Raw genomic sequence first — 24,649 nt, 5'->3', positions numbered from 1 at the left:
AGAGCATCTGCCTTACAAGCAGAGGGTCGGCGGTTCGAGCCCGTCATCCTCCACCATTATATCATCGCGGGGTGGAGCAGTTCGGTAGCTCGTCGGGCTCATAACCCGAAGGTCGCAGGTTCAAATCCTGCCCCCGCAACCAAATTTTAAAATGGTCCGGTAGTTCAGTTGGTTAGAATGCCTGCCTGTCACGCAGGAGGTCGCGGGTTCGAGTCCCGTCCGGACCGCCATTTAAATACTTAGGCTCGGTAGCTCAGTTGGTAGAGCAACGGACTGAAAATCCGTGTGTCGGCGGTTCGATTCCGTCCCGAGCCACCACCTATGCCGGTGTAGCTCAATTGGTAGAGCAACTGACTTGTAATCAGTAGGTTGGGGGTTCAAGTCCTCTTGCCGGCACTGTTTTTTCAAAATTTAATGTGGAGGGGTAGCGAAGTGGCTAAACGCGGCGGACTGTAAATCCGCTCCCTCAGGGTTCGGCAGTTCGAATCTGCCCCCCTCCACCATTTATAGGGGCATAGTTTAACGGTAGAACAGAGGTCTCCAAAACCTCCGGTGTGGGTTCGATTCCTACTGCCCCTGCCAAATTTATGACATCTTGAGATTATGGCGGTTGTGGCGAAGTGGTTAACGCACCAGATTGTGGCTCTGGCACTCGTGGGTTCGATTCCCATCAATCGCCCCATATTATCATTGGGCTATAGCCAAGCGGTAAGGCAACGGACTTTGACTCCGTCATGCGTTGGTTCGAATCCAGCTAGCCCAGTCTCACTTTTTATATCAACTGCATATAATGTATTAAGTCCATTAAAAATGCGGAAGTAGTTCAGTGGTAGAACACCACCTTGCCAAGGTGGGGGTCGCGGGTTCGAATCCCGTCTTCCGCTCCAATTACGGCGGCATAGCCAAGTGGTAAGGCAGAGGTCTGCAAAACCTTTATCCCCGGTTCGAATCCGGGTGTCGCCTTCTTATTGCCGGGGTGGTGGAATTGGCAGACACACAGGACTTAAAATCCTGCGGTAGGTGACTACCGTGCCGGTTCAAGTCCGGCCCTCGGCACCAATTTTACTTACATGGTAAGTTGAATTGGTGTTTGTGTTTTATCATTATAACTAATCATATTAATGATCTACATAAGTAGATCATTTTTTTAATGCTTTGATTTATCATAACAAGTTAAGTTCCGAGGCCTATTATAAAGCGGCTGTATAGCTAGTCTTTCAACACTTTTATTTTATATTTCCATAAAAACTTTTTTGAAATACGTTGACACTTTATGAGATTCATGATATATTTATATTCGTCGGTTAGATACGACGTAAAACTTGCCGGTGTGGCGGAATTGGCAGACGCGCACGACTCAAAATCGTGTTCCTTCTGGAGTGTCGGTTCGACCCCGACCACCGGTATACTGAAAAACCCGTTTCTTAACAGGAACGGGTTTTTATTATTTATTAAAGAAAAGGAGCCGAGGCTCCTTTTTATACTTACTCAGCGTATTGGTCTAGGATCTCTTCTAGCACCTCTTCTAGCTCTTCTGTATCTTCAAGCTCTGATTGGCTGAAACGGACGCGTACAAGCTGTTCTCCGTCATTATACATCTCTTCCAGCCACCCTCGGAATCCTCTTGCTCTGCGGTCGACTTCGAAAATGATTTCCAAACCGTCTTCGTCTAAAAGGAAAATGAGCTCTAATTCATCAAGCATCTGACGATAATATCCGGAAGTCGGAACGAATTCGAATTCTTGAACAAACGGAAGACGACGCTGGAAGTAGGGCGCTTGTTCGCAGTCTGCTTCGTTAAGACGGAAGCCCAGGTTTTCGATTGCTTCAAGCACATTTTCAATCCAAGGGTGCGCTTCAACAAAAATGCGGTCATGATCGGATTTATCGATACCGCCTTGAATGTCAAGGTCTGTCACCACGGCAACCTCTACTTTCCCTACAGTGATCGGCGTATCTAGAGGCAGAGTGAATGTGAACGGAAATTGATGCTCTTCACCAGGCTGTATGGTAAATGAACCAGTGACCCGGAAAGAATGAATTGTAGCGTATTTCCGGTGCTCTTCATCGTCTTTTACAATGACATACCGTGTGCTAAGCTGTAAATCGATATAACGGATGTCCTGAGCGATTTTTCCGCCTTTGACATGTACCGTTCCCTGTACTTCTTCTCCTGGAAAATATGCGTCTTTTTCTAAAATTGTATCTACTTTTGCAGCTCCAATTCCGGCACTTGCCGCAAGCTTCTTAAAAAATGACATGTTAGATCTTCCCCTTTTTCTTTTTTCTCAACAGATATACGTAAGAAGGCGGAAAAAAGATTCGTTTGATTCATACTTTTTTCCTATTATTCGTCTCGGCCTAGGGACAGACTAAGAATAATATTGAAAATAAAGGAGTGGATGGAAGTGAATAAAGAAAGTTTGGTTGCAGATGAATTACACAGAATGTTTTTGGCCGGTGAGCTGCAAATCACAGTAGAGGAGGATATAAACAATATTTCCGAAAGGCTGAGAAACGGCGATCTCAGTTTAGACCGATTAAGCGGTGAAGACGCGTTTATAAAAGAAACGGTAAATGAGGCTTTAAGAAGAGTGGAGCAATAAAAAAGAGACGGCATCTCATCTTTGAGATCCCGTCTCTTTTTGTGGTCTTTACTGCAAGATAAAAGCGTAATTGCTCACCCGAGCCACCCCTTTTCTAACAGAAGATCTGACAGTTCATCATGGAGATAAACAGTTGTATCTAATTGATCATGCAATGCTCTTCTGATGTGGGGATTTTCGGCTTCTGTTATTGCGACAGTGTATTTGTTAATGCTGGTTTTTATTGTTGTTAACAAATCAAGAATATCTTTGGGACAAAGACTTTGTTCAATGGGAAACCACCTCCTTTGTTTTTTTAGCAGCTCCTGATAAGAAAGTATTTGGCTTTGTTTCTTGCTTCTATACAAAATGCTATAATAAGCAACAAATTTTGTTGGGGGGTGTGATGATGAAGCAGATTATTGCGATGGGGGGCGGGGGTTTTTCGATGGATCCGGATAATTTGTCCCTCGATCAATATATCCTCAATCAATCAAAACGAGAGCAGCCTCGTATTTGTTTTTTGCCGACGGCGAGCGGAGATTCCCAAAACTATATTCAGCGGTTTTATCATGCATTTAAAACACTGGATTGCGTGCCGTCTCACTTATCTTTGTTTAAGCCGCCATCAACAGATTTAGATTCTTTTGTTATGGAAATGGACGTGATTTATGTTGGCGGTGGAAATACGCGGAATTTACTTGTGTTATGGAAAGAGTGGGGGCTGGATCATATTCTCAGGGAAGCATGGAAGAACGGTGTGGTTGTAGCTGGATTAAGTGCCGGTGCGATCTGCTGGTTTGAAGAAGGGGTGACAGATTCAGCCGGACCGCTGACAAGTTTGAAAAGTTTAGGTTTTTTGCAAGGGAGCTTTTGTCCCCATTATGACGGGGAAAAGGATCGGAGACCGGCATACCACCGGCTGATATCTAACAAGTTCTTATGCAGTGGCTATGCAGCGGATGATGGGGCTGCTCTCCATTTCATAAATGATCAGCTGTTTCAGACTGTGAGTTCAAGGTCGGGTGCAAAGGCATATCGGGTGATGATGGCTGAACATGAAATAGCTGAAATCCCGTTGCCGGTCAAATATTTAGGGTGAAATTGGCTGAATATTATCTATATTCCTCTTTTTTTCAGATTGATTTTATGATAAGATGAGTGCGAAATCAATAGTTACTGGGGGTGCCCGCTTTCGGGCTGAGAGAGAAGGTAAGCTTCTTAACCCTTTGGACCTGATCTGGTTCGTACCAGCGTGGGGAAGTAGAGGAATTGTTTTTTGTTATTGTCTTGCTGGGCAATAATATGTTTCTTTCTGACTGTAACCGGGTTCATTTATATGAATCCGGTTTTTTGTGCTGGTTATGGGCTTGATTTTGTCCTTTCAAACGTAGAAAGGGGAAGGAAAAGTAATGCAAAACAATTCAGTGCAGCAAGCCAACATTTCCATTATGTCAAGTTTTTCAGGCAGCAAGAAGGTATACGTGGAGGGCTCTTCTTCGGACATCCAAGTGCCGATGAGGGAGATTCTATTGAGTCCGACGACGGGATCGTTCGGCGAAGAGGAAAACGCGCCTGTGCGTGTCTATGATACAAGCGGACCGTATACGGACCCTGAAGTAACCATTAATATTCAAGAAGGATTAAAGCCGCTCCGCCAAAAATGGATCACAGAGCGCGGTGACGTGGAAGAGTATGAAGGTCGGGCTATAAAACCAGAAGATAACGGTTATAAAAAAGCAAATCCAAACGTAAGCTATCCAGGATTAAAGCGGAAACCGCTGAGGGCGAAGGCAGGTCAAAATGTCACACAAATGCACTATGCAAAAAAGGGGATCATTACACCTGAGATGGAATTTATCGCCATTCGTGAGCATGTGTCTCCTGAATTCGTCAGAGACGAGGTAGCCAGCGGCCGGGCGATTATTCCTTCAAACATTAATCACCCTGAAAGTGAGCCAATGATTATCGGCCGGAATTTTCATGTGAAGATTAATGCGAATATCGGGAATTCAGCGGTTACGTCATCCATTGAAGAAGAAGTGGAAAAAATGACGTGGGCCATCCGCTGGGGAGCGGATACGATGATGGATCTCTCTACCGGAAAAGATATTCATACGACGCGTGAATGGATTATCCGCAATTGCCCCGTGCCTGTGGGAACTGTTCCGATTTATCAGGCGCTTGAAAAAGTAAACGGCGTAGCGGAGGATTTAACGTGGGAGATTTATCGTGATACGCTAATCGAGCAGGCAGAACAGGGAGTGGATTATTTTACGATTCACGCGGGTGTTTTGCTTAGGTATGTACCGCTGACTGCCAAACGGACAACTGGTATTGTGTCACGCGGGGGAGCGATTATGGCGCAGTGGTGTCTGGCTCATCATCAAGAAAGCTTTTTATACACACATTTTGAAGAAATATGTGAGATTATGAAAATGTATGATATTGCTTTCTCTCTTGGGGATGGTTTGCGTCCCGGATCAATTGCTGATGCCAATGACGAAGCGCAGTTTGCTGAATTAGAGACGCTTGGAGAGCTGACGCAAATTGCCTGGAAGCATGATGTTCAGGTGATGATTGAGGGTCCTGGACATGTTCCGATGCATAAAATCAAAGAGAACGTCGATAAACAAATGGACATTTGTAAAGAAGCGCCTTTTTACACATTGGGGCCGTTGACAACGGATATTGCCCCGGGATATGACCATATTACTTCAGCGATCGGAGCGGCGATGATCGGTTGGTATGGGACAGCAATGCTTTGTTATGTAACGCCGAAGGAGCATTTAGGGCTGCCAAACCGTGATGATGTTCGTGAAGGAGTCATTACATATAAGATCGCTGCGCACGCTGCGGACCTTGCAAAAGGGCATCCCGGAGCGCAAATCCGGGATGATGCGTTATCGAAAGCCCGTTTTGAATTCCGCTGGCGGGATCAGTTTAATTTATCTCTTGATCCGGAGAGAGCCCTTGAATACCATGATGAAACCCTGCCTGCTGAAGGAGCAAAAACCGCTCACTTTTGTTCCATGTGCGGTCCGAAATTTTGCAGCATGAGAATTTCACAGGATATTCGGGATTATGCGAAGAAAAACGATCTCAGTGAAGCAGAAGCCATAAATAAAGGATTAAAAGAAAAAGCAAAAGAGTTTGTCGATACGGGAAGCAATTTATATCAATAAAAAAAATGAAGATGGAGAATGCTCCATCTTCATTTTTTTAGAAAAACAGAGAGCGTCGAAGCGGAGGAATACTCTGTTCAAAGCGGAAAACATTTTCTGGATCATATTTCGTTTTGACACGGCGGAGTCGTTCAACGTTTTCGCCGTAATATGTTCTTGGCCAGTTTCTGATTTCGATATCTGGCCAATTTACGTAGTCTCCCATCGTTTCTCTCGAAAGGGACGTTCTCAGCCCCTCAATCCAGCGGACATTTTGTCTTTTTTCTTCAGGAGATGTCCAGTTTGTTAAGTATTCCTGGGCGATGATTGCATCACGATAATAAAATGCCGTTTGGTCGGGAGCGATCCGTCCGGCTGCCCCGCCGAGTGCTTGCTGCCAGACACTGGCGTTTTGATTCGGAGCGTGCTCTAAAAAGTGTTTTAGTGTTGAAATCGCACGTTCTGATAATGGCTTTTCAATGAAAGAGCCGGAGCGTTTCATTTTTTGAGGCTGATTGCCTCCCGGGCTGTTAAAAAAGGTTACCGCTTCGATGAACGGCATTGTTTTTACCATTCCGCTTGTTGGGCTTCCTGCTTTCAATAAAGGCTTTAACAGTTTTTTTAACTCTGTTTTTGGCCCGACAAATTGGCCGATGGCTTCTATTCGGTTTACTTCTTTAGGCCAAAACTCTATTGATGATGTAAGCCGGTCATCTGTATACGGAGCCCAGTGCTGCCACGTGTTAAATACTTCCTCAAAATCATCCCATCCCCATGTTATAGAAAAAATCGACACTTGAGAGATGGGCACTGCTTTAAATGTCATGGAGGTGACTATGCCAAAATTGCCTCCTCCGCCTCCCTGAGACGCCCAAAATAAGTCTGGATGACTTGAACAGCTGACTGTAATCAGATCAGCGCCCTCTTTTTCGTCTGCTACGATCATCTCAAGCTGCACGAGGCTGTCGCAAGTAAGGCCGGCAGCCCTTGTTAAAAGTCCAATTCCCCCTCCGAGAGTTAAACCTGTGAGCCCTACATTAGCAATGGTGCCTGCGGGAAGCGTCAGGCCGTATTGCCAGAGTGTCCGATAGACTTCTCCCAATTCAGCCCCCGCTTCAATATAGGCCAGCTTTTTATCCTGATTCACAGTTATTTTTTTCATTTCGCTTAAATCAATAACAAGACCGTTATTTAAAAGGGAAAAGTTCTCATAGCTGTGTCTGCCGCCTCTAATACGGAAAGGCACACGGTTTTCACGCGCCCATTTCAGCGCATTGAGTGCATCCTGTTTGTTTTGGCAAAACACAATGATGTCAGGATACCTTTCTAAGCTTAGGTTAATATTGGTTCTTGCTTCGTTATAGTCCGGATCATCCCGTGTCACGATACGTCCTGTCAATTTTGTCTTTTCCACACTCCCACATCTCTTTCTTTCGTATTCTAGTTTCTCTAGCTTATGCGTCAGGGGAAAAGAGTGTATAAGGAAAAAGCGGGGATGCAATCTGATACAGTGTCAACACCCTTAAAAAATAGTTGACAGTTCAGTATTGTATGAATTAACATGGTCAGTACAAATTTTTCAAATTTATCGCGCTGATCGGAACACCGAAGGCTCTTATCGTTTAGATAAGGGCCTTTTTTGTATGAAAAAGGAGGGATTATTGATGGGAGTCAAAAAAGAAAAGGGGAGAAAACGATTCAGAAAGCGAAAAACCTACGGGAATCAGATTTTGCCGCTTGAGCTGCTGATTGAAAAAAACAAACGAGAGATTATAAACAGCGCGGAGCTCATGGAAGAAATTTATATGAAGATTGATGAGAAGCATACGCAATGTGTAACTAAATAGAAAAAAACCCGCTGATTACAGCGGGTTTTTGCATTTCTACATTAAGCATCTTTTTTAATCGGCAATCCAAGGCCTTCTGCCACGCGCTTTCCGTATTCAGGATCCGCTTTGTAGAAGTGCTCGATTTGGCGCAGCTTGATTTCTTCTTTTTCTACCGGCTTCATAGCATTAACGATATTTTCAACAAGGCGGGTACGTTCATCTTCACTCATTAAACGATACAGATCACCGGCTTGAGTGTAGTGATCGTTGTGATCGTAGCTTACGCTGTCAGCGATGCCTTGTACCGGATATGCTGCTTGCTTATCCTCAGGTGACTCTTTTGGACCGCCGAAACTGTTAGGCTCGTAATACACAGATCCGCCGCCGTTATCATCAAAGCGCATTTGTCCATCACGCTGATAATTGTTTACTTTGTTGCGTGCGCGGTTGATTGGCAGCGCTTGATGGTTTGCACCGACACGGTAGCGGTGTGCATCATGATAAGCAAACAGTCGGCCTTGAAGCATTTTATCCGGTGAAACATCAATACCAGGCACGAGTGTTCCAGGTGAAAATGTCGCTTGTTCTACCTCTACAAAGTAGTTTTCCGGATTTCTGTCTAGAACCATGCGTCCGACCTCGATTAACGGGTAGTCTTTTTGAGACCAAACTTTTGTGACATCAAACGGATCGAAACGGTACGTGTTTGCATCTTCTAAAGGCATGATTTGCACATATAGTTTCCATGCAGGATAATCACCGTTTTCGATTGCATTGAAAAGGTCTTCTGTATGGTAATCAGGGTTTTCACCGGCAATTTTTGCTGCCGTATTGACATCAAGGTTTTTCACGCCTTGTTCCGTTTTAAAGTGATATTTAATCCATACGCCTTCGCCTTCGGCATTTGTCCATTTGAATGTATGGCTTCCGAAGCCGTGCATGTGGCGAAGTGTTGCAGGAATTCCGCGGTCAGACATCAGGATTGTCACTTGGTGAAGTGACTCTGGTGAAAGTGACCAGAAATCCCATACAGCCGTAGGGTTTTTCAGGTGTGTTTTTGGATCTCTTTTTTGTGTATGGATGAAATCAGGGAACTTAATCGCATCGCGGATAAAGAATACAGGCGTATTGTTGCCGACGATGTCGTAGTTTCCTTCTTCAGTATAAAATTTAACAGCAAATCCGCGCGGGTCGCGAACTGTGTCAGCAGAGCCAAGTTCACCGGCAACTGTTGAGAAACGGATGAACAACGGTGTGCGTTTGCCGACTTCAGAAAGGAAAGCGGCTTTCGTGTATTTAGTTACGTCGTTTGTCACTTCAAAATATCCGTGTGCGCCTGCTCCTTTGGCGTGAACAACACGTTCAGGAACACGTTCTCGGTTGAAATGGGCCAATTTTTCGAGTAAATGTACATCTTGAATTAAAGTTGGTCCGCGAGAACCGGCAGTCATTGAGTTTTGATTATCTCCAACCGGAGCGCCCCAGCTAGTTGTCAGTTTATTTGAACTCATGTTATCACCTCTTGGAATTTATAAGAACATAATATCATCTCTAAGTAAAAAGTCAATATTATTTTATAATTATTATAAAATAGTCATCTCTATTAATCGATATCTAGTATCGAAAGTGTTGAAAAACCTTGTTGTAACAGCTTTCTATGACAATTAATAATTTTTGGAGAAATAATTTTTCCTTCTCTATTTGCGAAACAAGCAGAGTAAGTGATAAACAAGGATATCAAAAATCGTATTTAAAAAATAGTTGACATATCGGAATAATTTGAATTAACATGTTATTCAAACAAAAAAACAATTGGGCAGCTGATCGGACCGCCGAAGGCTCTCATCTCTACAAGAACAGAGATGGGGGCCTTTTTGTTTTTTTGAAGGCGGGGTTGGCAGAAAGAGAGGGATAAAAGTGGCTGTGACCATCAGCATCAAAGAAAAGGCATTTGTTCAAGAAGGCCGCAAAAACACGGTCTTAGAAAACATAGAATTATCAATCGCACCAGGCGAATTTCTAACGCTTATCGGACCGAGTGGGTGCGGAAAAAGCACCCTGTTAAAGATTATTGCAGGGCTTGATTCTGAATATGACGGGAGTGTTGAAATTAACGGCCGCAGCGTAACAGCTCCGGGTATTCAGCAAGGATTTATTTTTCAGGAACACCGCCTCTTTCCTTGGCTGACTGTTGAGCAGAATATTGCCGCCGACTTGAATTTGAAGGACCCAAAAGTCAAACAAAAGGTGGATGAACTGATCGAGATTGTCAGATTGAAAGGATCGGAAAAAGCATATCCGCGCGAGCTGTCAGGCGGCATGTCACAAAGAGTAGCCATCGCCCGGGCCCTGCTGCGGGAGCCTGAGATGCTGCTTTTAGATGAACCGTTTGGTGCACTCGACGCTTTTACAAGAAAACACCTGCAGGACGTGCTGCTGGATATATGGAGGAGGAAAAAAACAACGATGATTCTTGTGACTCATGATATAGATGAATCTGTTTATTTAGGAAATGAGCTTGCGATCCTTAAGGCCAAACCGGGGAAAATCCATAAGCTGATGCCCATTCACCTGGCGTATCCGCGAAACCGGACGACTCCGGATTTCCAAGCGATCAGACAGAGAGTGCTGTCGGAATTCGAGAAAACAGAAGATTTGGAGTACGCAGAAGGATCAGGGATATAGAAAGGGCGGAAGCGGAAATGAAAAAAGGACTCATTGTATTGGTTGCCGTTATTTTTCTGCTCGCAGGCTGTGGAGCAAATGGAGCCAGCGGTGACCACAAACAATTGAAGGAAATTCGTATTGGTATTCAGCAAAGCTTAAGCCCGCTTTTGATCGCAAAGGAAAAAGGCTGGTTCGAAGATGCATTTGAAAAAGAAGGCATCAAAGTGAAATGGGTGGAGTTTCAAAGCGGTCCGCCCCAATTTGAAGGCCTTGCGGCAGACAAACTTGATTTTTCTCAAGTCGGTAATTCGCCTGTGATTGCTGGACAGGCGGCAGGCATTGACTTTAAAGAAATCGGTTTGTCACAGGACGGTTTGAAAGCAAACGGCATCCTTGTCAATCAAAACAGCGGCATTCAAGACGTTAAGGACTTAAAGGGAAAGAAAATTGCAGTCGCCAAAGGCAGCAGCGGGTTTGATTTTTTGTATAAAGCGCTTGATCAAGTGGGGTTGTCAGCTAACGATGTGACAATTATTCAGCTTCAGCCTGATGAAGCAGCTTCCGCATTTGAAAACGGATCTGTTGATGCCTGGTCCATTTGGGAGCCGTACTTGTCCTTAGAAACAATGAAACACGGAGCAAAAATCCTTGTGAACGGAGAAAGCACAGATTTATATTCACCGGGTTTTACTTTAGTAAGAACAAAGTTTTCAGAGGAGCATCCAGACGAAGTGGTCCGTTTTCTGAAGGTGTTTAATAAAGCCGTTGTATGGCAAAAGGAACATCTGGATGAAGCAGCGGACTTGTATTCTGACATTAAAGATCTCGATAAAAAGGTCGTCGAAAATGTGCTGAAAAATACTGAACCTCTGAATGAGGTCATCAGTGACGACATTGTGAAAGCGCAGCAGGAAACAGCAGATTTTCAATTTCGAACAAAGGCGATAGATAAGAAGATTGATGTGAAGGATGTTGTCGATAACACTTTTATCAAAAAAGCATTAAAGGAACATTCCTCAGGAGGTGATCAATGATGAAAGCAGAGGCTGCGGGCTCGCTGCCCAAAACGAATGCGGAAGCGGTGCGAAAAAAGCCCGGAAGGAAGAGATACGGCTGGATGAAGGGGCTTTTACTGCCCGCTGTCATCATTGCCATCTGGCAGGTCATCGGCGGGCTGGGGGTTGTGTCCGCTACAGTGCTGCCTACACCTGTTACGATTGTTCTGACCTTTAAGGAGCTTATTTTGTCCGGCGAACTGTTCGGCCATCTGCAAATCAGCATTTATCGGGCGGCACTTGGTTTTTTGCTTGGCGCGGGGCTTGGATTGATGATCGGGATTTTGGCTGGATTCTCCAAACGGACGGAGCTGTATCTTGATCCGTCGTTGCAAATGCTTAGAACCGTACCTCATCTGGCCGTCACGCCGCTGTTTATTTTATGGTTCGGATTTGACGAAGTATCTAAAATTTTGCTGATTGCGCTCGGTGCCTTCTTTCCTGTCTATATCAATACGTTTAACGGCATCCGCGGGGTTGACGCGAAGCTGTTTGAAGTCGCCCGGGTGCTTGAATTTAAATGGCATCAGCAGATATCCAAAGTGATATTGCCGGCAGCCCTGCCCAATATATTGCTAGGCATTCGCTTATCGCTCGGCATTGCATGGCTCGGGCTCGTTGTGGCAGAGCTGATGGGTTCAAGCTCGGGAGTCGGCTATATGATCATGGATGCGAGACAGTTTTCACAAACAAATAAAGTCTTTGCAGGGATTATCATTTTTGCAGTGGTTGGAAAGCTGACGGATTCCTTCGTCAGGCTGCTGGAACGAAAGCTGTTAAAGTGGAGAAACAGCTACGAAGGATAAAAGATATAAAGGGGAGATGAATATGGAAATTCTTTGGTTTATACCGACTCATGGAGACGCGAGATATTTAGGATCTGAAAGTGATGGACGGACTGCGGATCATCTTTACTTTAAACAAGTCGCCCAGGCGGCAGACAGGCTGGGATATACAGGAGTTCTTCTGCCAACGGGAAGATCGTGCGAAGACCCGTGGCTTACAGCGTCGGCACTGGCAGGAGAAACAAAGGACTTAAAGTTTTTAGTCGCGGTAAGACCTGGTTTAATGCAGCCTTCTCTGGCAGCCAGAATGACATCCACCCTAGACCGCATTTCAGACGGGCGGCTGCTGATCAACGTTGTGGCAGGGGGCGATCCGTATGAGCTGGCAGGCGATGGCCTGTTTATCAGCCATGATGAGCGCTACGAGGCAACAGACGAATTTTTAACCGTTTGGCGGAGACTTTTGCAGGGAGAAACGGTTTCCTATGAAGGAAAGCATATAAAAGTGGAAAACAGCAATCTGCTTTTCCCGCCGCAGCAAGAGCCGCATCCGCCCATCTATTTCGGTGGTTCGTCACAGGCTGGAATTGAAGCTGCCGCAAAGCATACAGACGTGTACTTGACATGGGGGGAGCCGCCTGAACAAGTAAAAGAAAAGATAGAGAGAGTCAAAAAGCAAGCGGCAAAAGAAGGAAGATCCGTTCGATTTGGCATTAGGCTGCATGTCATTGCCCGTGAAACTGAACAAGAGGCGTGGGAAGCGGCTGAGCGCTTGATCAGCCACTTGGATGATGACACCATTGCCAAAGCGCAGGCAGCTTTGAGCCGTTACGACTCTTCAGGCCAGCAGCGGATGGCCGTCCTTCATCAAGGCGATCGGACGAAGCTTGAAATCAGTCCGAATCTGTGGGCGGGGATCGGCCTGGTCAGAGGAGGGGCAGGAACAGCTCTTGTCGGTGATCCGCAGACGATTGCCGACCGGATAGCGGAGTACCAGGCACTCGGCATAGAATCGTTTATATTCTCAGGCTATCCGCATTTAGAAGAAGCGTATTATTTTGCAGAGCTTGTATTTCCGCTTTTGCCGTTTGAAAATGATCGGACGAGAAAGCTTCAGAACAAAAGGGGAGAAGCGGTAGGAAACACTTATTTTGTCAAAGAGAAAAATGCATGAGTTTAACTAAAATACAGCCCCCCGAACATGGTATGATATTCAAAAAAAGGGGGCTTTTTTTCTGAAAACATTGAGAAGCGCGGCAGTCATTTGCCTCATAGCTATGCTGTCAGCATGCGGACATTCAAAACAGATGGAAATCAAAGCGGCGGACATATCAGATCTTGAAAAAAACAGAATGGATGTCGCAGCTTCACAGGCATTCACTGCCGAAGCCGTCAATATCGGTGAAGGTATTTCTTCAGCTGACATGTACATCGAACATTATCAAAAGGGAAAGCATGTTGAGAGGTTTGGACCGGCTAGTGCAGATTATTCAGAGGAAAAACCCGATACCATACAATTTGTTTATTTTGAGAAGGAAGAGGGGGAAGGAAAGAATAAACATACCACCATTCATTTTGGCATTGTGGATAAACAGGGAAATATAGCGGCTGATTCATCGGTGAAACGCGACGATAGCACAACACAGGAAATGACTCAGAATATTTCATCGCCGGAACCGATTACTTTCGAGAAGCCTGCTTTGATCGGCAGCAGTATTAGAGGGACTGACGAGACAATGCACACCTCTGAACATAAAAAAGAGCTCATAAAGCATCAAGATGCGTTACTGTATTATGTGGAATTGCATCATTAGAATGGGCGGCTTCAGGCCGTCTGTTTTACAAAGCGGTATGCTTGCTTTTTTGAATGGTGCATGATACATTTTAAATCGTAACAATTTCGATTTAAAAAGGGAGGCTATGCGACTTGGCTAAAAAATCAAAAGTGGCAAAAGAGTTAAAACGCCAACAGCTTGTTGAACAATACGCTGATATTAGACGCGAGTTGAAGGGAAAAGGAGATTACGAGGCACTCAGCAAGCTGCCAAGAGATTCAGCACCGGGAAGGCTTCACAACCGCTGCATGGTAACGGGGCGCCCGAGAGCATATATGAGGAAGTTTAAAATGTCCAGAATCGCTTTCAGGGAGCTGGCCCATAAAGGCCAGATTCCCGGTGTGAAAAAAGCAAGCTGGTAAGAAAAAACTCCGGCCGATTACAGCGCGCCGGAGTTTTTTTCGTTTTTCTTGAAAGAGATGACGTAGGAAAGGTGCTGGATGATCATGATGATAAACACAATAATAATAGGGAAAAACGGAATACGCGATTGAAAAAGCGGATAAAAAATGAGAAGAACCGCTGCGGCAGGCAGCGAGAAGTAGACAGCGATATATGACGCGCGACATGCTTTTGCCGTCATCATCTGCTCTCTTTCATCCTGCTCTTCAAACTCATCAGGCAGAAGAAGCTGCTTTCTGGCAGGGCGGCTTTTTTTCTGTAAGTACAAATAAACCGCAAACGCCGCAACAAACAGAATAAAGGGGGTGAGGTTTAATTCAAATACCATCCCGCCGCTCTTTGTGCCGAAAAAAGATGCTATGCCTTCTGAGGCTTCAAAGTATGAAATCAGCGCCCAGCATGCAAGGCCAAATAAAACAAGGTGAAAAGCTGCTTTTGTTTTCATGCTCATCTTAGTTTTCCTCCTCTAACCAAAAGACATCCTCCATTTTCATGGAGAAGGCTTTGCAGATTTTCAGTGCTAACAGCAGTGAGGGAACATAATCGCCTTTTTCAATCGCTGCCACAGTCTGTCTTGTGACGCCGACCGTTTCTCCGAGTTTTTCCTGAGAATAGCCGAAGCGTGCCCTCAGCTCTTTTACTTTATTTTTCATCATGACGTCTGTCCCCTTCACAATCTCGATTGATTATATTGTATAGTATACTTAACATTATGTAAATAGAACTTAACAACTTTACAAAAAGATAACTTTTTTTCGACAAAATTTTTATATTCCCTTGACGAAAAATAAATAAACATGTAATATAAAAAAAGTCAGAGCGGTACTGTTGCTGACAATCACAAATGCGGGTGTAGTTTAGTGGTAAAACCTCAGCCTTCCAAGCTGATGTCGTGAGTTCGATTCTCATCACCCGCTCCATACATACGTTATTAACGCAGTGTTTCGTTTCTCAGATAAACGAAGTATTGCGTTTTTTTATGTGAAAAAGAACACGGTATTCGTGTTCTTTTACGTAAGCCAATGTACTGTATGGGTGCCGCCGTGAATTTGTTCAAACATTTTCGTTAATGATGATAAGAGGTTAACAGCGCTGCTTTTCTCAATCGATGGCGGGAAAAAAATGATTTGCAGCATATTCTTAGTCTCGTTTGAAACGGGATAGTGGTTGACGCTGTTTTTGAAATCGCCAAAAATGCCGTTTTCATCAGAGAAAAGCAGTATGTTTTCTTTTTCTCCCAATGAGATCCGGACCGGCTCATGAAGCTTTCCGGCATCATAAATCATAATAGGCAGAGAATATTTTAATGCGAAAAAATCGATTGTGTCATGGGCCGAGTCTTTACTTTCCATGAATTGTTCCTTGGATATCGGGACCAGCATGTCCTCCATTGGGGTTGTTTCTCCCTCAAATGAAGGGTTAAGCTGTTTAAAGAGTTTCTGCCATTCCTTGACGAAGGATTCATCGGATATACCGCCGTCCGCATAGTCGAAAAACAAGGATTCTTGAAACAGGCGGAGTCTGCCTTTCAGCATTTGCGGTGAGGAGCCGACTTCGATATTCTCATAAATGACAGCAGCTGCATGTAAGCCGGCCGCACGTTCAGTAATAACAGAATCAAGTTTGATATTCACTAGCATTCACTCCAGTTACGTGATATCAACCTATTATAAACGCTGTATCGTTTTATCACAAAGAAAGGAGGCTGTGCAAAACATGAACGTTTATCAGCTCAAAGAAGAATTAATTGAATACGCGAAAAGCATTGGCGTGGACAAGATTGGTTTTACGACCGCTGATACTTTTGACAGTTTAAAAGACCGTTTGATTCTTCAAGAATCACTCGGCTATCTCTCCGGCTTTGAAGAGCCGGATATCGAAAAAAGGGTGACGCCGAAGCTTCTTTTGCCGAAAGCGAAATCAATAGTGGCAATTGCTCTCGCATATCCTTCCAGAATGAAGGATGCGCCGAGAAGCACGAGAACTGAGCGCAGGGGCATTTTTTGCAGAGCCTCCTGGGGAAAAGACTATCATGATGTGCTGAGGGAAAAGCTTGATCTACTGGAGGATTTTCTAAAAAGCAAGCATGAGGATATCAGAACGAAGTCAATGGTTGATACAGGTGAATTGTCTGATCGCGCCGTTGCGGAACGTGCCGGAATTGGATTCAGTGCGAAAAACTGTATGATCACAACACCCGAGTATGGCTCTTATGTGTATTTGGCGGAAATGATCACAAATATCCCTTTTGAGCCTGATGTGCCGATTGAAGATATGTGCGGGTCCTGCACGAAATGCTTGGACGCCTGTCCGACGGGAGCACTGGTTAATCCCGGGCAGCTTAATGCGCAGCGCTGCATCTCTTTTCTGACCCAGACAAAAGGATTTTTACCTGATGAATTCCGGACAAAAATCGGAAACCGCCTGTACGGGTGCGATACGTGCCAAACGGTATGCCCTCTCAATAAAGGGAAGGATTTTCATCTTCATCCGGAAATGGAGCCTGATCCTGAGATTGCCAAACCGTTATTGAAGCCGCTTTTGACCATCAGCAATCGGGAATTTAAGGAGAAATTCGGGCATGTCTCAGGTTCTTGGCGCGGAAAAAAACCGATTCAGCGAAACGCCATTCTCGCGCTTGCGCATTTTAAGGATGCTTCCGCACTGCCTGAATTGACGGAACTGATGCACAAGGATCCGCGTCCTGTCATCAGGGGGACAGCCGCATGGGCAATCGGAAAAATCGGAGACCCCGCATACGCGGAAGAGCTTGAAAAAGCGCTGGAAAAAGAGAAGGATGAAGAGGCAAAGCTGGAAATTGAAAAAGGAATTGATTTGCTAAAAGCTTCAGGCATGACTAAACGAGGCTTGTCCTGACATACGTATAGAGCAGAAGGAAAAAACACTTGAGATCATCCAAGTGTTTTTTCTCTATAAAAAAGTATGGCGGGTGGGGTGAGCTTGAAGCACATTTTAGAACAATTAGCGGAGGAGCGGCTGGGCTTTCTGGTTAACGGGCATGCTATGAGACAGGAGTCTCAAGTCGGAGACCTTAAAGTCATGGAGCGTAAGAAAAAGCTTCTGGAAAAACGTAAAGTTGACATCATAAAAGCGAAAGCAAAGGCCGTGATTAATCATGTGCGGGTTGAGGATGACGGAACGACCTGCCTTTCGTATACCATTCATTACGAATACGTGTGTAAGGAACAAGATGACAGCTTGTATATAGAAGAGCACATAGAGGAGCGAATGGCTTTCCTGTATGATCACATTTTGATTAGTGATCAGGAAATTGCGAAAAAGCCGGCTGGATTTCATGAAGAGACCAGTATTATTGACTATTCTGAAGCTGAAGAGGAAAGAGAAGCGTTTGGCAGGGCTTTTCAATACGATCGTCTCGGCGCTGTCCAATATGCCGAGAAATTTTGGAACAAGCGCAATCCTGCTTATAAAAATTTCAGCGATAACTGTACAAATTTTATTTCTCAGTGTCTTCATGCAGGAGGCGCGCCGATGCGCGGTCATCCGAACAGGGGATCAGGCTGGTGGATGAAACAAAGCTCATGGAGCTACAGCTGGACGGTGGCGCACTCTATGAAAATGTATTTGTCGAATTCAAAGGCCGGACTGCGTGCGGTGCGGGTGAAATCAGCGGAAGAACTGATGCCGGGCGATGTGATTTGCTATGACTTCGAAGGAGACGGCCGGTTTAATCATACAACGATTGTCGTGGCAAAGGACAAAGGCAATATGCCGCTTGTCAACGCCCAGACTTATGACAGCAGGATGAGGTATTGGTCATATGAGGATTCTACGGCATACACGCCGTCAATACGATATGCCTTTTTTCATATCGTTGATGATACGACAAAAGAGTAATTAATGTTATAATGATGGGCGGATAAGAAAAACAGAGGTGAACATTGTGGCATTACATGTCGTTTTATATCAACCAGAAATTCCCGCTAACACAGGGAATATTGCACGTACTTGTGCAGCAACCAATACAACGCTACACCTGATTCGTCCGCTCGGCTTTTCAACTGATGATAAAATGCTGAAGCGTGCCGGACTAGATTATTGGGAGTTTGTTAACGTTGTGTATCATGATTCGTTAGAAGAATTGTTTGAGGCATATAAAAAAGGCAAGTTTTTCTTTATTACAAAATTTGGCCAGCAGCCTCATACATCATTTGATTACACTGATCTTGACGAGGATTATTTCTTCGTGTTCGGAAGAGAAACAAGCGGTTTGCCAAAGGATTTAATTCAAAATAATATGGACCGCTGCCTGCGTCTTCCGATGACAGAGCATGTCAGATCGTTAAATCTGTCCAATACTGCCGCGATTCTTGTTTATGAAGCGCTGCGCCAGCAAAATTACCGTGATTTAAAATAGTGAAAAACCCGCTCATCGATGATGGGCGGGTTTTTTTGCGGATGTTGAAATGCTTTGTTTCGTTTTTGGGCTTAACAACGTAACAGTGTTATGTTACAATGTACCCATCAAAGGAGCTGGACTTATGGAAGAACAATTAATCTCTAAAAAAGAATTACTTGAAAGAACATCGATTTCATACGGTCAGCTGTATCGATGGAAGCGGAAAAACTTAATACCTGAGGAATGGTTTATTCGTAAATCCACATTTACAGGGCAAGAGACGTTTTTTCCGAGAGAGGAGATTTTAAAACGTATATCAATGATTCAAAAGATGAAAGAAAATTTGTCTTTGGATGAAATGAGGGAAATGCTGTCGCCGAAAATGAAGGATGTCAGCATGACCGCTGATGAATTGCTTCATAAAGGTTTGGTTTCAAGGCCTGCTCTTGAAGCCTATTCAGAAGACGGAGGAAGTCCGGTTTTTTCATCCAGCGATTTGCTTTCGCTGTTTGTGCTTGAGGGCCTGCTGCAGTCTGGAAATGTCAGCCTTGCAGAAGCAAAAATGGCTGCAGAGGTATTAAAGAAGCATGATACTGAAGAGATTGAAAAACAGACGGAGCTGATTGTGCTCCGCAAGCTCGGTGTCACAACTTGTTTTATAGCGGCTGCGGCGGACAGCATTTTGTTTGAATCATCCGTAAAGGTTGTGGAACGGGTAGATTTATTAAAAGCTTCAGAGGAATTAAAAACAACATTTATGCAGGAGGGCCATCAATGGATGTAGTGGAAAAGCTGGTGATAAATGGATCAGGAAGTTCTAAGGGAGGAACATTTCAATCAGTTGAGATTAATGGCAGCGGGACAGTGGCCGGGGACGTGGAGTGTGACACTTTTTCTTTTAATGGAAACGGAAAAGCTGACGGCAGCGTCAAAGCGAAAGCGGTAACCATCAGCGGTTCAGGAAAGATACATGGAGACGTTGAAGCAGAATCTATCCGGATGAATGGCACTGGTTTTATTCAAGGAGAGGTATCTGCAAAACAATTGAAAATCGCTGGATCATCAACATTTGGCGGCACTGTCAAGGCTGATGGCATTGACATTAGCGGAAAAGTTGTCATGGAAGCAGATTGTGAAACAGAAACCTTTCAATCAGAAGGGAAATGCAAAATCAGCGGGCTTTTAAATGCAGACCAGGTGATCATTAAGCTTTCTGCAGGGGAAAGCTATGCGCGGGAGATCGGCTGCCGCCATCTTCAAGTGACCTGCAGAAAAGGAATGCTGACATTGCTCAGATTGATGCCGCAGCCTGTTCTAACAGCAGAGCTGATCGAAGGTGACGTGATTGAATTGACAAATACAAAGGCGAAAACCGTGCGCGGAAATAAAGTGATCATCGGCCCGGATTGCCAGATTGAAACTGTCGAATACAGCGGGGACTATACCTGTGATCCAAGCGCATCGGTTGAAACATCCACAAAGTTGTAAGGAGGATCGTAATGGAGACAACAAAACTGGGAAATTTAAAATTATATGGCGCTGGGCATGCCGCAGGAGGCGCGTATCACAATGTCAGCATCAAAGGAGAAGGTATAGTTGGAGAAGGGTTGTCTGCTGTAGGCTGCCGCATATACGGAACGGGCCTTTTTCTCGGAAAAGCAGAGACTGAGCGGCTGCGTGTGCTCGGAGAAAGTGAATGTAAAGGCGATCTGACTGCCGGCAAAATCAATATATATGGGATAATGAAAGTCAGCGGCTCACTTCAATTTGATCGATTCAATCTGAAAGGCCAGACTGAAATTGGCGGGAATATGACTGGAGAATCCTGCGATGTGAAAGGGAAGCTTAGCGTAAAAGGTGATTGTGAAACAGAAATGTTCCATGTCACAGGCTGTGTTGATGTATCGGGGTTATTAAATTCGGGTGAGATCAAGCTGGGATTGAGCCATGATATAAGCCATGTGCAGGAAATCGGCGGAACAACAATTACAGTGAAAAGACGCGCGAGTTTTTTTAACCGGAAGAAAGTGAAGCTGATCGCCGATGTCATAGAAGGCGATCGGGTTTATTTGGAGAATACCGAAGCGGCAGTCGTCAGGGGAAAAGAAGTGATCATCGGGCCGGGATGCAGTATCGGAACAATTGAGTACGAAAACAAATATGAATGCGATCCGCATTCACAGATTAAAGAAAAAACAAAACTGTAAAACATTGTTCTGTTATACAAAAAGGGTGCTCTTTCAGGAGCACCCTTTTTTATTCTTTTCCAGGCTTGCTTTCGTATCCTGCGGTAAAAATTGATACTAAAAAAGTGACAATGACACCCATCATGATGATTGTTTTCACCGTCTCTCCCCCTCTTCAATTTTTCCGTGCTGTCCGAGTCTGGATGATTCTGTATTTTTCTTTATTATGAACGGTCGCAGTCTGCCTTGTCAACGATGTATAAGTATCTTTATTTTTAAGAAACCAAAGCATGTATCACGAGATGGCGGCATAGATTGTATCAAAGTACCTTATTTGCATAGTGTATCAAACATGATAGAGGAGGTCCTTATGGATATATTAAAGAAAATTGAAAAGTACAGAGAGGAAGAGCAGCGGCTGAAATGGGAAGGAACTTTCGCCGATTATTTGGAGATTATTAAAGAAAATCCGATGGTCGCGCAATCTGCTCATTCTCGAGTTTTTAATATGATAAAAGACAGCGGGATAGAGGAGATTGACGGGCGCAAGAAGTACAGTTTTTTTGACCGCGAGCTGTTCGGGCTTGAAGAATCTCTGGAGCGTCTTGTGGAAGAGTATTTTCATCCGGCTGCCAAACGTCTAGATGTCAGAAAGCGGATTCTATTGCTGATGGGGCCTGTGAGCGGCGGTAAATCCACGCTGGTCACAATGCTTAAAAAAGGTCTCGAAGCGTACACGCTGACAGATAATGGCGCTGTATATGCGATTAAAGGCTGCCCGATGCACGAGGACCCTCTACATTTAATCCCCCATCATTTACGCGATGACTTTTACAGAGAATACGGCATTAGAATAGAAGGAAGTCTTTCTCCTTTAAATGTCATGAGGCTGGAGGAAGAGTACGGAGGAAGAATTGAGGATGTGAAGGTGGAGCGCATCTTCTTTTCAGAAGATAAGCGTACGGGAATTGGAACATTCAGTCCCTCTGATCCGAAATCTCAGGATATTGCCGATTTGACGGGGAGTATTGATTTCTCAACAATCGCCGAGTACGGTTCAGAATCAGATCCGCGCGCTTATCGGTTTGACGGAGAGCTGAATAAAGCGAACCGCGGGATGATGGAGTTTCAGGAGATGTTGAAATGTGATGAGAAATTTCTCTGGCATTTGCTTTCCTTGACACAGGAAGGGAATTTTAAAGCTGGGCGGTTTGCGTTAATTTCTGCTGATGAGCTGATCGTGGCTCACACGAATGAAACGGAGTATCGCTCATTTATTTCTAATAAGAAGAATGAAGCCCTGCACTCAAGAATCATCGTGATGCCGGTTCCTTATAATTTAAAAGTGTCTGAGGAAGAGAGAATTTATGAAAAAATGATTGCAGAAAGCGATGTGGCGGATGTTCATATTGCCCCGCATACGTTGAAGGTCGCCGCGATGTTCTCAATCCTTACCCGGTTAAAAGAGCCGAAGCGGTCGGATATTGATCTGGTCAAGAAAATGAGACTGTATGATGGGGAAAGTGTGGAAGGATATAACTCTGTCGACGTTGAGGATATGAAAAAAGAATATAATGATGAAGGCATGAGCGGAATTGATCCGCGGTACGTGATCAACCGGATTTCTTCAACGATTATCAGAAAAAATATGGAATCGATTAATTCTCTCGATGTCCTTCGCTCCTTAAAAGAAGGTCTTGATCAGCACCCATCAATTTCAAGCGAGGACAGGGAGCGGTATTTGAATTTTATTTCTGCCGCCCGCAAGGAATATGACGATATTGCGAAAAAGGAAGTTCAAAAAGCGTTTGTGTATTCATATGAAGAATCAGCAAAAACACTTATGGACAATTACCTCGATAACGTAGAGGCCTATTGCAATAAAAACAAGCTTCGTGATCCTTTGACAGGAGAGGAAATGAACCCTGACGAAAAGCTGATGAGATCCATCGAAGAGCAGATCGGCATTTCGGAAAACGCCAAAAAAGCGTTCCGCGAAGAAATTTTAATCCGCATCTCAGCCTATGCGAGAAAAGGCAAGCGGTTTGATTACAATTCCCATGAAAGACTGCGTGAAGCTATTCAGAAAAAGCTGTTTGCTGATCTGAAGGATGTCGTTAAAATTACGACCTCAACAAAAACGCCGGATGAGCAGCAGCTGAAAAAGGTAAATGAAGTCGTGGCCCGTTTAATTGATGAGCACGGCTACAACTCGACGAGCGCCAATGAGCTGCTGAAATATGTCGGCAGCCTGCTGAACCGATAAACAACGTGACCCGTCCGAATAGGGCGGGTTATTTTGTCCCATTTTCTAAATAGTTTGTCAATTAAATGTGCTTTTATGCATATGATGAATATAAATCTTTTCGAAAGACTTGTTTCATAATCTGGCACAAGCCGGAATACGTATGTATCACGACCACAAATGGTTAAGGAGGGGAATTCATGTCCCAAAATGACAGCGGCCATTTTTTGATTTCTGAGGAAAACTGGTCCCTCCATCGCAAAGGCTTCGATGACCAGCAGCGCCACCAGAAAAAAGTGCAGGAAGCGATCAAAAACAATCTTCCGGACCTCGTAACTGAGGAAAGCATTATTATGTCTAATGGAAAAGATGTAGTGAAGATCCCAATCCGTTCACTTGATGAGTATAAAATCCGTTATAACTATGATAAAAATAAACATGTAGGGCAAGGAGACGGCGAGAGCCAGGTTGGAGATGTTGTGGCCCGGGATGGTTCAGACAAAAAACAAGGGCCTGGAAAAGGGCAGGGTGCCGGTGATCAGGCAGGCGAGGATTATTATGAAGCGGAAGTTTCATTAATGGATTTAGAAGAAGCGCTTTTTAAAGAATTAGAGCTTCCGAATCTCCAGCAAAAAGAGCGGGACAATATCATTCATACAGATATCGAGTTTAATGATATCCGTAAAACAGGGTTAACCGGTAATATTGATAAGAAAAGAACGATGATGTCAGCCTTTAAACGAAACGCAATGTCAGGAAAACCGTCGTTCTATCCAATTTATCCGGAGGACCTGAAATATAAGACGTGGAATGACATCACAAAGCCCGAATCAAAAGCCGTCGTTTTAGCCATGATGGATACAAGCGGCAGTATGGGGGTTTGGGAAAAATACATGGCCAGAAGCTTCTTTTTCTGGATGACCCGTTTTTTGCGTACGAAATACGAGACTGTGGAAATTGAATTTATTGCCCATCATACAGAAGCAAGAGTGGTCTCGGAGGAGGATTTTTTCTCAAAGGGAGAAAGCGGCGGAACAATTTGTTCTTCCGTATATCGGAAGTCGCTTGAGCTTATTGATGAAAAGTACAATCCCGCCCGCTATAACATTTACCCGTTTCATTTTTCTGACGGTGACAACCTAACATCTGATAACGCGCGCTGTGTGAAACTGGTCAATGATATTATGAAGAAGGCCAATCTATTCTGTTACGGCGAGGTCAATCAGTACAACAGGCATTCAACGTTAATGTCTGCATATAAAAATGTAAAAGATGAGAAATTTAAGTACTATATTTTAAAACAGAAATCTGATGTTTTTCAGGCTCTAAAGAACTTTTTCAGAAATGAAGAGTCTGGTGTAAGCCATCAATTTTCGTAATGAAAAGCCCATTTCAGGGCTTTTTTTTATTTAATAAAAGCAAGAAAACGCTTGCGAAAAAAATACGGGAGAAAAAGAAATTTTTCCTTTGACAAATCTTCTTTCATTTATTAATATTTTATCTTGTGAACTATTA

General features: G+C 44.2%; 25 protein-coding genes, 14 tRNA genes and 1 riboswitch (1 of these 40 cut by a window edge). Of the genes, 32 read left to right on the top strand and 7 right to left on the bottom strand.

The genetic code is table 11. The annotated features are described in order from the left end of the window. The 13 genes from BGM23_RS17340 to BGM23_RS17280 form a co-directional block, all read left to right on the top strand. Positions 1-56: transfer RNA gene (locus BGM23_RS17340), tRNA-Val, on the top strand (it extends 20 nt beyond the left edge of the window). A 9-nt stretch (positions 57-65) separates the two neighbouring features. Continuing rightward, positions 66-142 (top strand) — tRNA-Met (locus BGM23_RS17335). Positions 143-153: 11 nt separating this feature from the next. Beyond that, positions 154-230: transfer RNA gene (locus tag BGM23_RS17330), tRNA-Asp, on the top strand. Positions 231-242: 12 nt separating this feature from the next. Further along, positions 243-318: transfer RNA gene (locus BGM23_RS17325), tRNA-Phe, on the top strand. Positions 319-323: 5 nt separating this feature from the next. Further along, positions 324-396: transfer RNA gene (locus BGM23_RS17320), tRNA-Thr, on the top strand. Positions 397-418: 22 nt separating this feature from the next. Continuing rightward, positions 419-503: transfer RNA gene (locus tag BGM23_RS17315), tRNA-Tyr, on the top strand. Positions 504-508: 5 nt separating this feature from the next. After that, positions 509-582: transfer RNA gene (locus tag BGM23_RS17310), tRNA-Trp, on the top strand. 24 nt (positions 583-606) lie between these two features. After that, positions 607-682, top strand: a tRNA-His gene (locus tag BGM23_RS17305). A 9-nt stretch (positions 683-691) separates the two neighbouring features. Then, a tRNA-Gln gene (locus BGM23_RS17300) sits at positions 692-763 on the top strand. A gap of 49 nt (positions 764-812) precedes the next feature. Then, positions 813-887, top strand: a tRNA-Gly gene (locus BGM23_RS17295). Positions 888-892: 5 nt separating this feature from the next. After that, positions 893-963: transfer RNA gene (locus BGM23_RS17290), tRNA-Cys, on the top strand. 7 nt (positions 964-970) lie between these two features. Next, positions 971-1,059, top strand: a tRNA-Leu gene (locus tag BGM23_RS17285). 265 nt (positions 1,060-1,324) lie between these two features. Beyond that, a tRNA-Leu gene (locus tag BGM23_RS17280) sits at positions 1,325-1,406 on the top strand. A 78-nt stretch (positions 1,407-1,484) separates the two neighbouring features. Here BGM23_RS17280 and spo0M read toward each other — a convergent pair. After that, positions 1,485-2,261 (bottom strand): sporulation control protein Spo0M, encoded by a 777-nt coding sequence (gene spo0M / locus BGM23_RS17275; protein WP_029726361.1) that lies wholly within the window; start codon positions 2,259-2,261, stop codon positions 1,485-1,487. 141 nt (positions 2,262-2,402) lie between these two features. Here spo0M and BGM23_RS17270 point away from each other — a divergent pair, with 141 nt between their 5' ends. After that, positions 2,403-2,606, top strand: a complete 204-nt coding sequence (locus tag BGM23_RS17270) for a hypothetical protein (RefSeq protein ID WP_014479229.1) — start codon at positions 2,403-2,405, stop codon at positions 2,604-2,606. Positions 2,607-2,680: 74 nt separating this feature from the next. Here the strand turns inward: BGM23_RS17270 and BGM23_RS21570 are convergent, their stop codons facing one another. Further along, on the bottom strand, positions 2,681-2,953 hold the full coding sequence (locus BGM23_RS21570; RefSeq protein WP_072692951.1) for a spore coat protein: 273 nt from the start codon (positions 2,951-2,953) through the stop codon (positions 2,681-2,683). A gap of 41 nt (positions 2,954-2,994) precedes the next feature. Here BGM23_RS21570 and BGM23_RS17260 point away from each other — a divergent pair, with 41 nt between their 5' ends. Both BGM23_RS17260 and thiC read left to right on the top strand, forming a co-directional pair. Beyond that, the gene (locus BGM23_RS17260; RefSeq protein WP_029726359.1) at positions 2,995-3,687 is read left to right on the top strand and encodes a Type 1 glutamine amidotransferase-like domain-containing protein; all 693 of its coding nucleotides are present in this window, start codon (positions 2,995-2,997) and stop codon (positions 3,685-3,687) included. Positions 3,688-3,756: 69 nt separating this feature from the next. Further along, a riboswitch (TPP riboswitch) is annotated at positions 3,757-3,864 on the top strand. 133 nt (positions 3,865-3,997) lie between these two features. Next, positions 3,998-5,770, top strand: a complete 1,773-nt coding sequence (gene thiC / locus BGM23_RS17255; protein WP_017697515.1) for a phosphomethylpyrimidine synthase ThiC — start codon at positions 3,998-4,000, stop codon at positions 5,768-5,770. Between the two features lie 37 nt (positions 5,771-5,807). Here thiC and BGM23_RS17250 read toward each other — a convergent pair whose 3' ends face one another. Beyond that, positions 5,808-7,163, bottom strand: a complete 1,356-nt coding sequence (locus tag BGM23_RS17250) for an FAD-binding oxidoreductase (RefSeq protein ID WP_046664055.1) — start codon at positions 7,161-7,163, stop codon at positions 5,808-5,810. A 250-nt stretch (positions 7,164-7,413) separates the two neighbouring features. Between BGM23_RS17250 and senS the strand changes: the two genes are divergently transcribed. Continuing rightward, a complete protein-coding gene (gene senS / locus BGM23_RS17245) occupies positions 7,414-7,596 on the top strand; it encodes a transcriptional regulator SenS (RefSeq protein WP_029317517.1) in 183 nt (60 codons plus the stop codon). 41 nt (positions 7,597-7,637) lie between these two features. Here senS and katA read toward each other — a convergent pair whose 3' ends face one another. Further along, the gene (gene katA, locus BGM23_RS17240) at positions 7,638-9,089 is read right to left on the bottom strand and encodes a catalase KatA (protein ID WP_046664056.1); all 1,452 of its coding nucleotides are present in this window, start codon (positions 9,087-9,089) and stop codon (positions 7,638-7,640) included. A gap of 406 nt (positions 9,090-9,495) precedes the next feature. Between katA and BGM23_RS17235 the strand changes: the two genes are divergently transcribed. The 6 genes from BGM23_RS17235 to rpsN all read left to right on the top strand — a co-directional run bounded on the left by BGM23_RS17235 (position 9,496) and on the right by rpsN (position 14,282). Next, positions 9,496-10,263 carry an ABC transporter ATP-binding protein gene (locus BGM23_RS17235; RefSeq protein WP_046664057.1) on the top strand — a complete coding sequence of 256 codons (768 nt, stop codon included), beginning with the start codon at positions 9,496-9,498 and terminating at the stop codon, positions 10,261-10,263. Positions 10,264-10,280: 17 nt separating this feature from the next. Continuing rightward, positions 10,281-11,279 (top strand): aliphatic sulfonate ABC transporter substrate-binding protein, encoded by a 999-nt coding sequence (locus tag BGM23_RS17230; protein ID WP_024572624.1) that lies wholly within the window; start codon positions 10,281-10,283, stop codon positions 11,277-11,279. Next, positions 11,276-12,106 carry an ABC transporter permease gene (locus BGM23_RS17225; protein ID WP_010886451.1) on the top strand — a complete coding sequence of 277 codons (831 nt, stop codon included), beginning with the start codon at positions 11,276-11,278 and terminating at the stop codon, positions 12,104-12,106. The genes BGM23_RS17230 and BGM23_RS17225 overlap by 4 nt, the downstream gene beginning before the upstream one ends. Before the next feature lie 22 nt (positions 12,107-12,128). After that, a complete protein-coding gene (gene ssuD / locus BGM23_RS17220) occupies positions 12,129-13,259 on the top strand; it encodes an FMNH2-dependent alkanesulfonate monooxygenase (RefSeq protein ID WP_003245787.1) in 1,131 nt (376 codons plus the stop codon). A 103-nt stretch (positions 13,260-13,362) separates the two neighbouring features. Beyond that, complete coding sequence (locus BGM23_RS17215) at positions 13,363-13,899, top strand: hypothetical protein (protein ID WP_046664241.1); 537 nt, start codon at positions 13,363-13,365, stop codon at positions 13,897-13,899. Between the two features lie 113 nt (positions 13,900-14,012). Next, a complete protein-coding gene (rpsN, locus tag BGM23_RS17210) occupies positions 14,013-14,282 on the top strand; it encodes a 30S ribosomal protein S14 (RefSeq protein ID WP_046664058.1) in 270 nt (89 codons plus the stop codon). Positions 14,283-14,299: 17 nt separating this feature from the next. Here rpsN and BGM23_RS17205 read toward each other — a convergent pair whose 3' ends face one another. Both BGM23_RS17205 and BGM23_RS17200 read right to left on the bottom strand, forming a co-directional pair. Beyond that, the gene (locus tag BGM23_RS17205; RefSeq protein WP_038428659.1) at positions 14,300-14,773 is read right to left on the bottom strand and encodes a hypothetical protein; all 474 of its coding nucleotides are present in this window, start codon (positions 14,771-14,773) and stop codon (positions 14,300-14,302) included. Between the two features lies 1 nt (position 14,774). After that, positions 14,775-14,975 (bottom strand): helix-turn-helix transcriptional regulator, encoded by a 201-nt coding sequence (locus BGM23_RS17200; protein WP_009966860.1) that lies wholly within the window; start codon positions 14,973-14,975, stop codon positions 14,775-14,777. A gap of 193 nt (positions 14,976-15,168) precedes the next feature. On the opposite strand from BGM23_RS17200, the gene BGM23_RS17195 reads away from it, so the two are divergent. Further along, positions 15,169-15,242 (top strand) — tRNA-Gly (locus BGM23_RS17195). Positions 15,243-15,332: 90 nt separating this feature from the next. On the opposite strand, the gene BGM23_RS17190 is transcribed toward BGM23_RS17195, so the two are convergent. Beyond that, positions 15,333-15,956: a B3/B4 domain-containing protein gene (locus tag BGM23_RS17190; protein ID WP_003245517.1), complete on the bottom strand. Its 624-nt coding sequence runs from the start codon at positions 15,954-15,956 to the stop codon at positions 15,333-15,335. 82 nt (positions 15,957-16,038) lie between these two features. Between BGM23_RS17190 and queG the strand changes: the two genes are divergently transcribed. The 8 genes from queG to yhbH all read left to right on the top strand — a co-directional run bounded on the left by queG (position 16,039) and on the right by yhbH (position 24,513). Then, positions 16,039-17,199, top strand: coding sequence for a tRNA epoxyqueuosine(34) reductase QueG (gene queG / locus BGM23_RS17185; protein ID WP_014479245.1), 1,161 nt, complete (start codon positions 16,039-16,041; stop codon positions 17,197-17,199). Between the two features lie 66 nt (positions 17,200-17,265). Continuing rightward, positions 17,266-18,201 carry an amidase domain-containing protein gene (locus BGM23_RS17180; protein WP_029726353.1) on the top strand — a complete coding sequence of 312 codons (936 nt, stop codon included), beginning with the start codon at positions 17,266-17,268 and terminating at the stop codon, positions 18,199-18,201. A gap of 37 nt (positions 18,202-18,238) precedes the next feature. Next, a complete protein-coding gene (trmL, locus tag BGM23_RS17175) occupies positions 18,239-18,721 on the top strand; it encodes a tRNA (uridine(34)/cytosine(34)/5-carboxymethylaminomethyluridine(34)-2'-O)-methyltransferase TrmL (RefSeq protein ID WP_010886453.1) in 483 nt (160 codons plus the stop codon). Positions 18,722-18,845: 124 nt separating this feature from the next. Then, complete coding sequence (locus tag BGM23_RS17170) at positions 18,846-19,487, top strand: YhbD family protein (protein WP_003245603.1); 642 nt, start codon at positions 18,846-18,848, stop codon at positions 19,485-19,487. Further along, positions 19,478-20,191 (top strand): bactofilin family protein, encoded by a 714-nt coding sequence (locus tag BGM23_RS17165; protein ID WP_046664059.1) that lies wholly within the window; start codon positions 19,478-19,480, stop codon positions 20,189-20,191. Before BGM23_RS17170 ends, BGM23_RS17165 begins: the two co-directional genes overlap by 10 nt. An 11-nt stretch (positions 20,192-20,202) precedes the next feature. After that, positions 20,203-20,910 (top strand): hypothetical protein, encoded by a 708-nt coding sequence (locus BGM23_RS17160; RefSeq protein WP_019712204.1) that lies wholly within the window; start codon positions 20,203-20,205, stop codon positions 20,908-20,910. Between the two features lie 349 nt (positions 20,911-21,259). After that, positions 21,260-23,155 (top strand): serine/threonine protein kinase PrkA, encoded by a 1,896-nt coding sequence (gene prkA, locus BGM23_RS17155; RefSeq protein WP_003233433.1) that lies wholly within the window; start codon positions 21,260-21,262, stop codon positions 23,153-23,155. Positions 23,156-23,334: 179 nt separating this feature from the next. After that, positions 23,335-24,513 carry a sporulation protein YhbH gene (gene yhbH, locus BGM23_RS17150; protein WP_003233432.1) on the top strand — a complete coding sequence of 393 codons (1,179 nt, stop codon included), beginning with the start codon at positions 23,335-23,337 and terminating at the stop codon, positions 24,511-24,513. The last annotated feature ends 136 nt before the right edge of the window (positions 24,514-24,649 follow it).

It is taken from the genome of Bacillus sp. FJAT-14266, assembly GCF_001719225.1.
Taxonomy (GTDB): domain Bacteria; phylum Bacillota; class Bacilli; order Bacillales; family Bacillaceae; genus Bacillus; species Bacillus subtilis.
The sequence above is the reverse complement of the archived record's forward strand: the minus strand, read 5'-3'. Positions and strand labels throughout refer to the sequence as shown.

Coding starts and splice junctions, on each gene's coding strand:
- BGM23_RS17200 (WP_009966860.1), bottom strand. CDS start 14,975: ATGAAAAATAAAGTAAAAGAGCTGAGGGCACGCTTCGGCTATTCTCAG.
- BGM23_RS17225 (WP_010886451.1), top strand. CDS start 11,276: ATGATGAAAGCAGAGGCTGCGGGCTCGCTGCCCAAAACGAATGCGGAA.
- katA (WP_046664056.1), bottom strand. CDS start 9,089: ATGAGTTCAAATAAACTGACAACTAGCTGGGGCGCTCCGGTTGGAGAT.
- spo0M (WP_029726361.1), bottom strand. CDS start 2,261: ATGTCATTTTTTAAGAAGCTTGCGGCAAGTGCCGGAATTGGAGCTGCA.
- senS (WP_029317517.1), top strand. CDS start 7,414: ATGGGAGTCAAAAAAGAAAAGGGGAGAAAACGATTCAGAAAGCGAAAA.
- BGM23_RS17215 (WP_046664241.1), top strand. CDS start 13,363: ATGCTGTCAGCATGCGGACATTCAAAACAGATGGAAATCAAAGCGGCG.
- BGM23_RS17160 (WP_019712204.1), top strand. CDS start 20,203: ATGGAGACAACAAAACTGGGAAATTTAAAATTATATGGCGCTGGGCAT.
- BGM23_RS17170 (WP_003245603.1), top strand. CDS start 18,846: ATGGAAGAACAATTAATCTCTAAAAAAGAATTACTTGAAAGAACATCG.
- BGM23_RS17165 (WP_046664059.1), top strand. CDS start 19,478: ATGGATGTAGTGGAAAAGCTGGTGATAAATGGATCAGGAAGTTCTAAG.
- BGM23_RS17270 (WP_014479229.1), top strand. CDS start 2,403: ATGGAAGTGAATAAAGAAAGTTTGGTTGCAGATGAATTACACAGAATG.
- ssuD (WP_003245787.1), top strand. CDS start 12,129: ATGGAAATTCTTTGGTTTATACCGACTCATGGAGACGCGAGATATTTA.
- thiC (WP_017697515.1), top strand. CDS start 3,998: ATGCAAAACAATTCAGTGCAGCAAGCCAACATTTCCATTATGTCAAGT.
- BGM23_RS17230 (WP_024572624.1), top strand. CDS start 10,281: ATGAAAAAAGGACTCATTGTATTGGTTGCCGTTATTTTTCTGCTCGCA.
- prkA (WP_003233433.1), top strand. CDS start 21,260: ATGGATATATTAAAGAAAATTGAAAAGTACAGAGAGGAAGAGCAGCGG.
- yhbH (WP_003233432.1), top strand. CDS start 23,335: ATGTCCCAAAATGACAGCGGCCATTTTTTGATTTCTGAGGAAAACTGG.
- BGM23_RS17205 (WP_038428659.1), bottom strand. CDS start 14,773: ATGAGCATGAAAACAAAAGCAGCTTTTCACCTTGTTTTATTTGGCCTT.
- queG (WP_014479245.1), top strand. CDS start 16,039: ATGAACGTTTATCAGCTCAAAGAAGAATTAATTGAATACGCGAAAAGC.
- BGM23_RS17180 (WP_029726353.1), top strand. CDS start 17,266: ATGGCGGGTGGGGTGAGCTTGAAGCACATTTTAGAACAATTAGCGGAG.
- BGM23_RS17260 (WP_029726359.1), top strand. CDS start 2,995: ATGAAGCAGATTATTGCGATGGGGGGCGGGGGTTTTTCGATGGATCCG.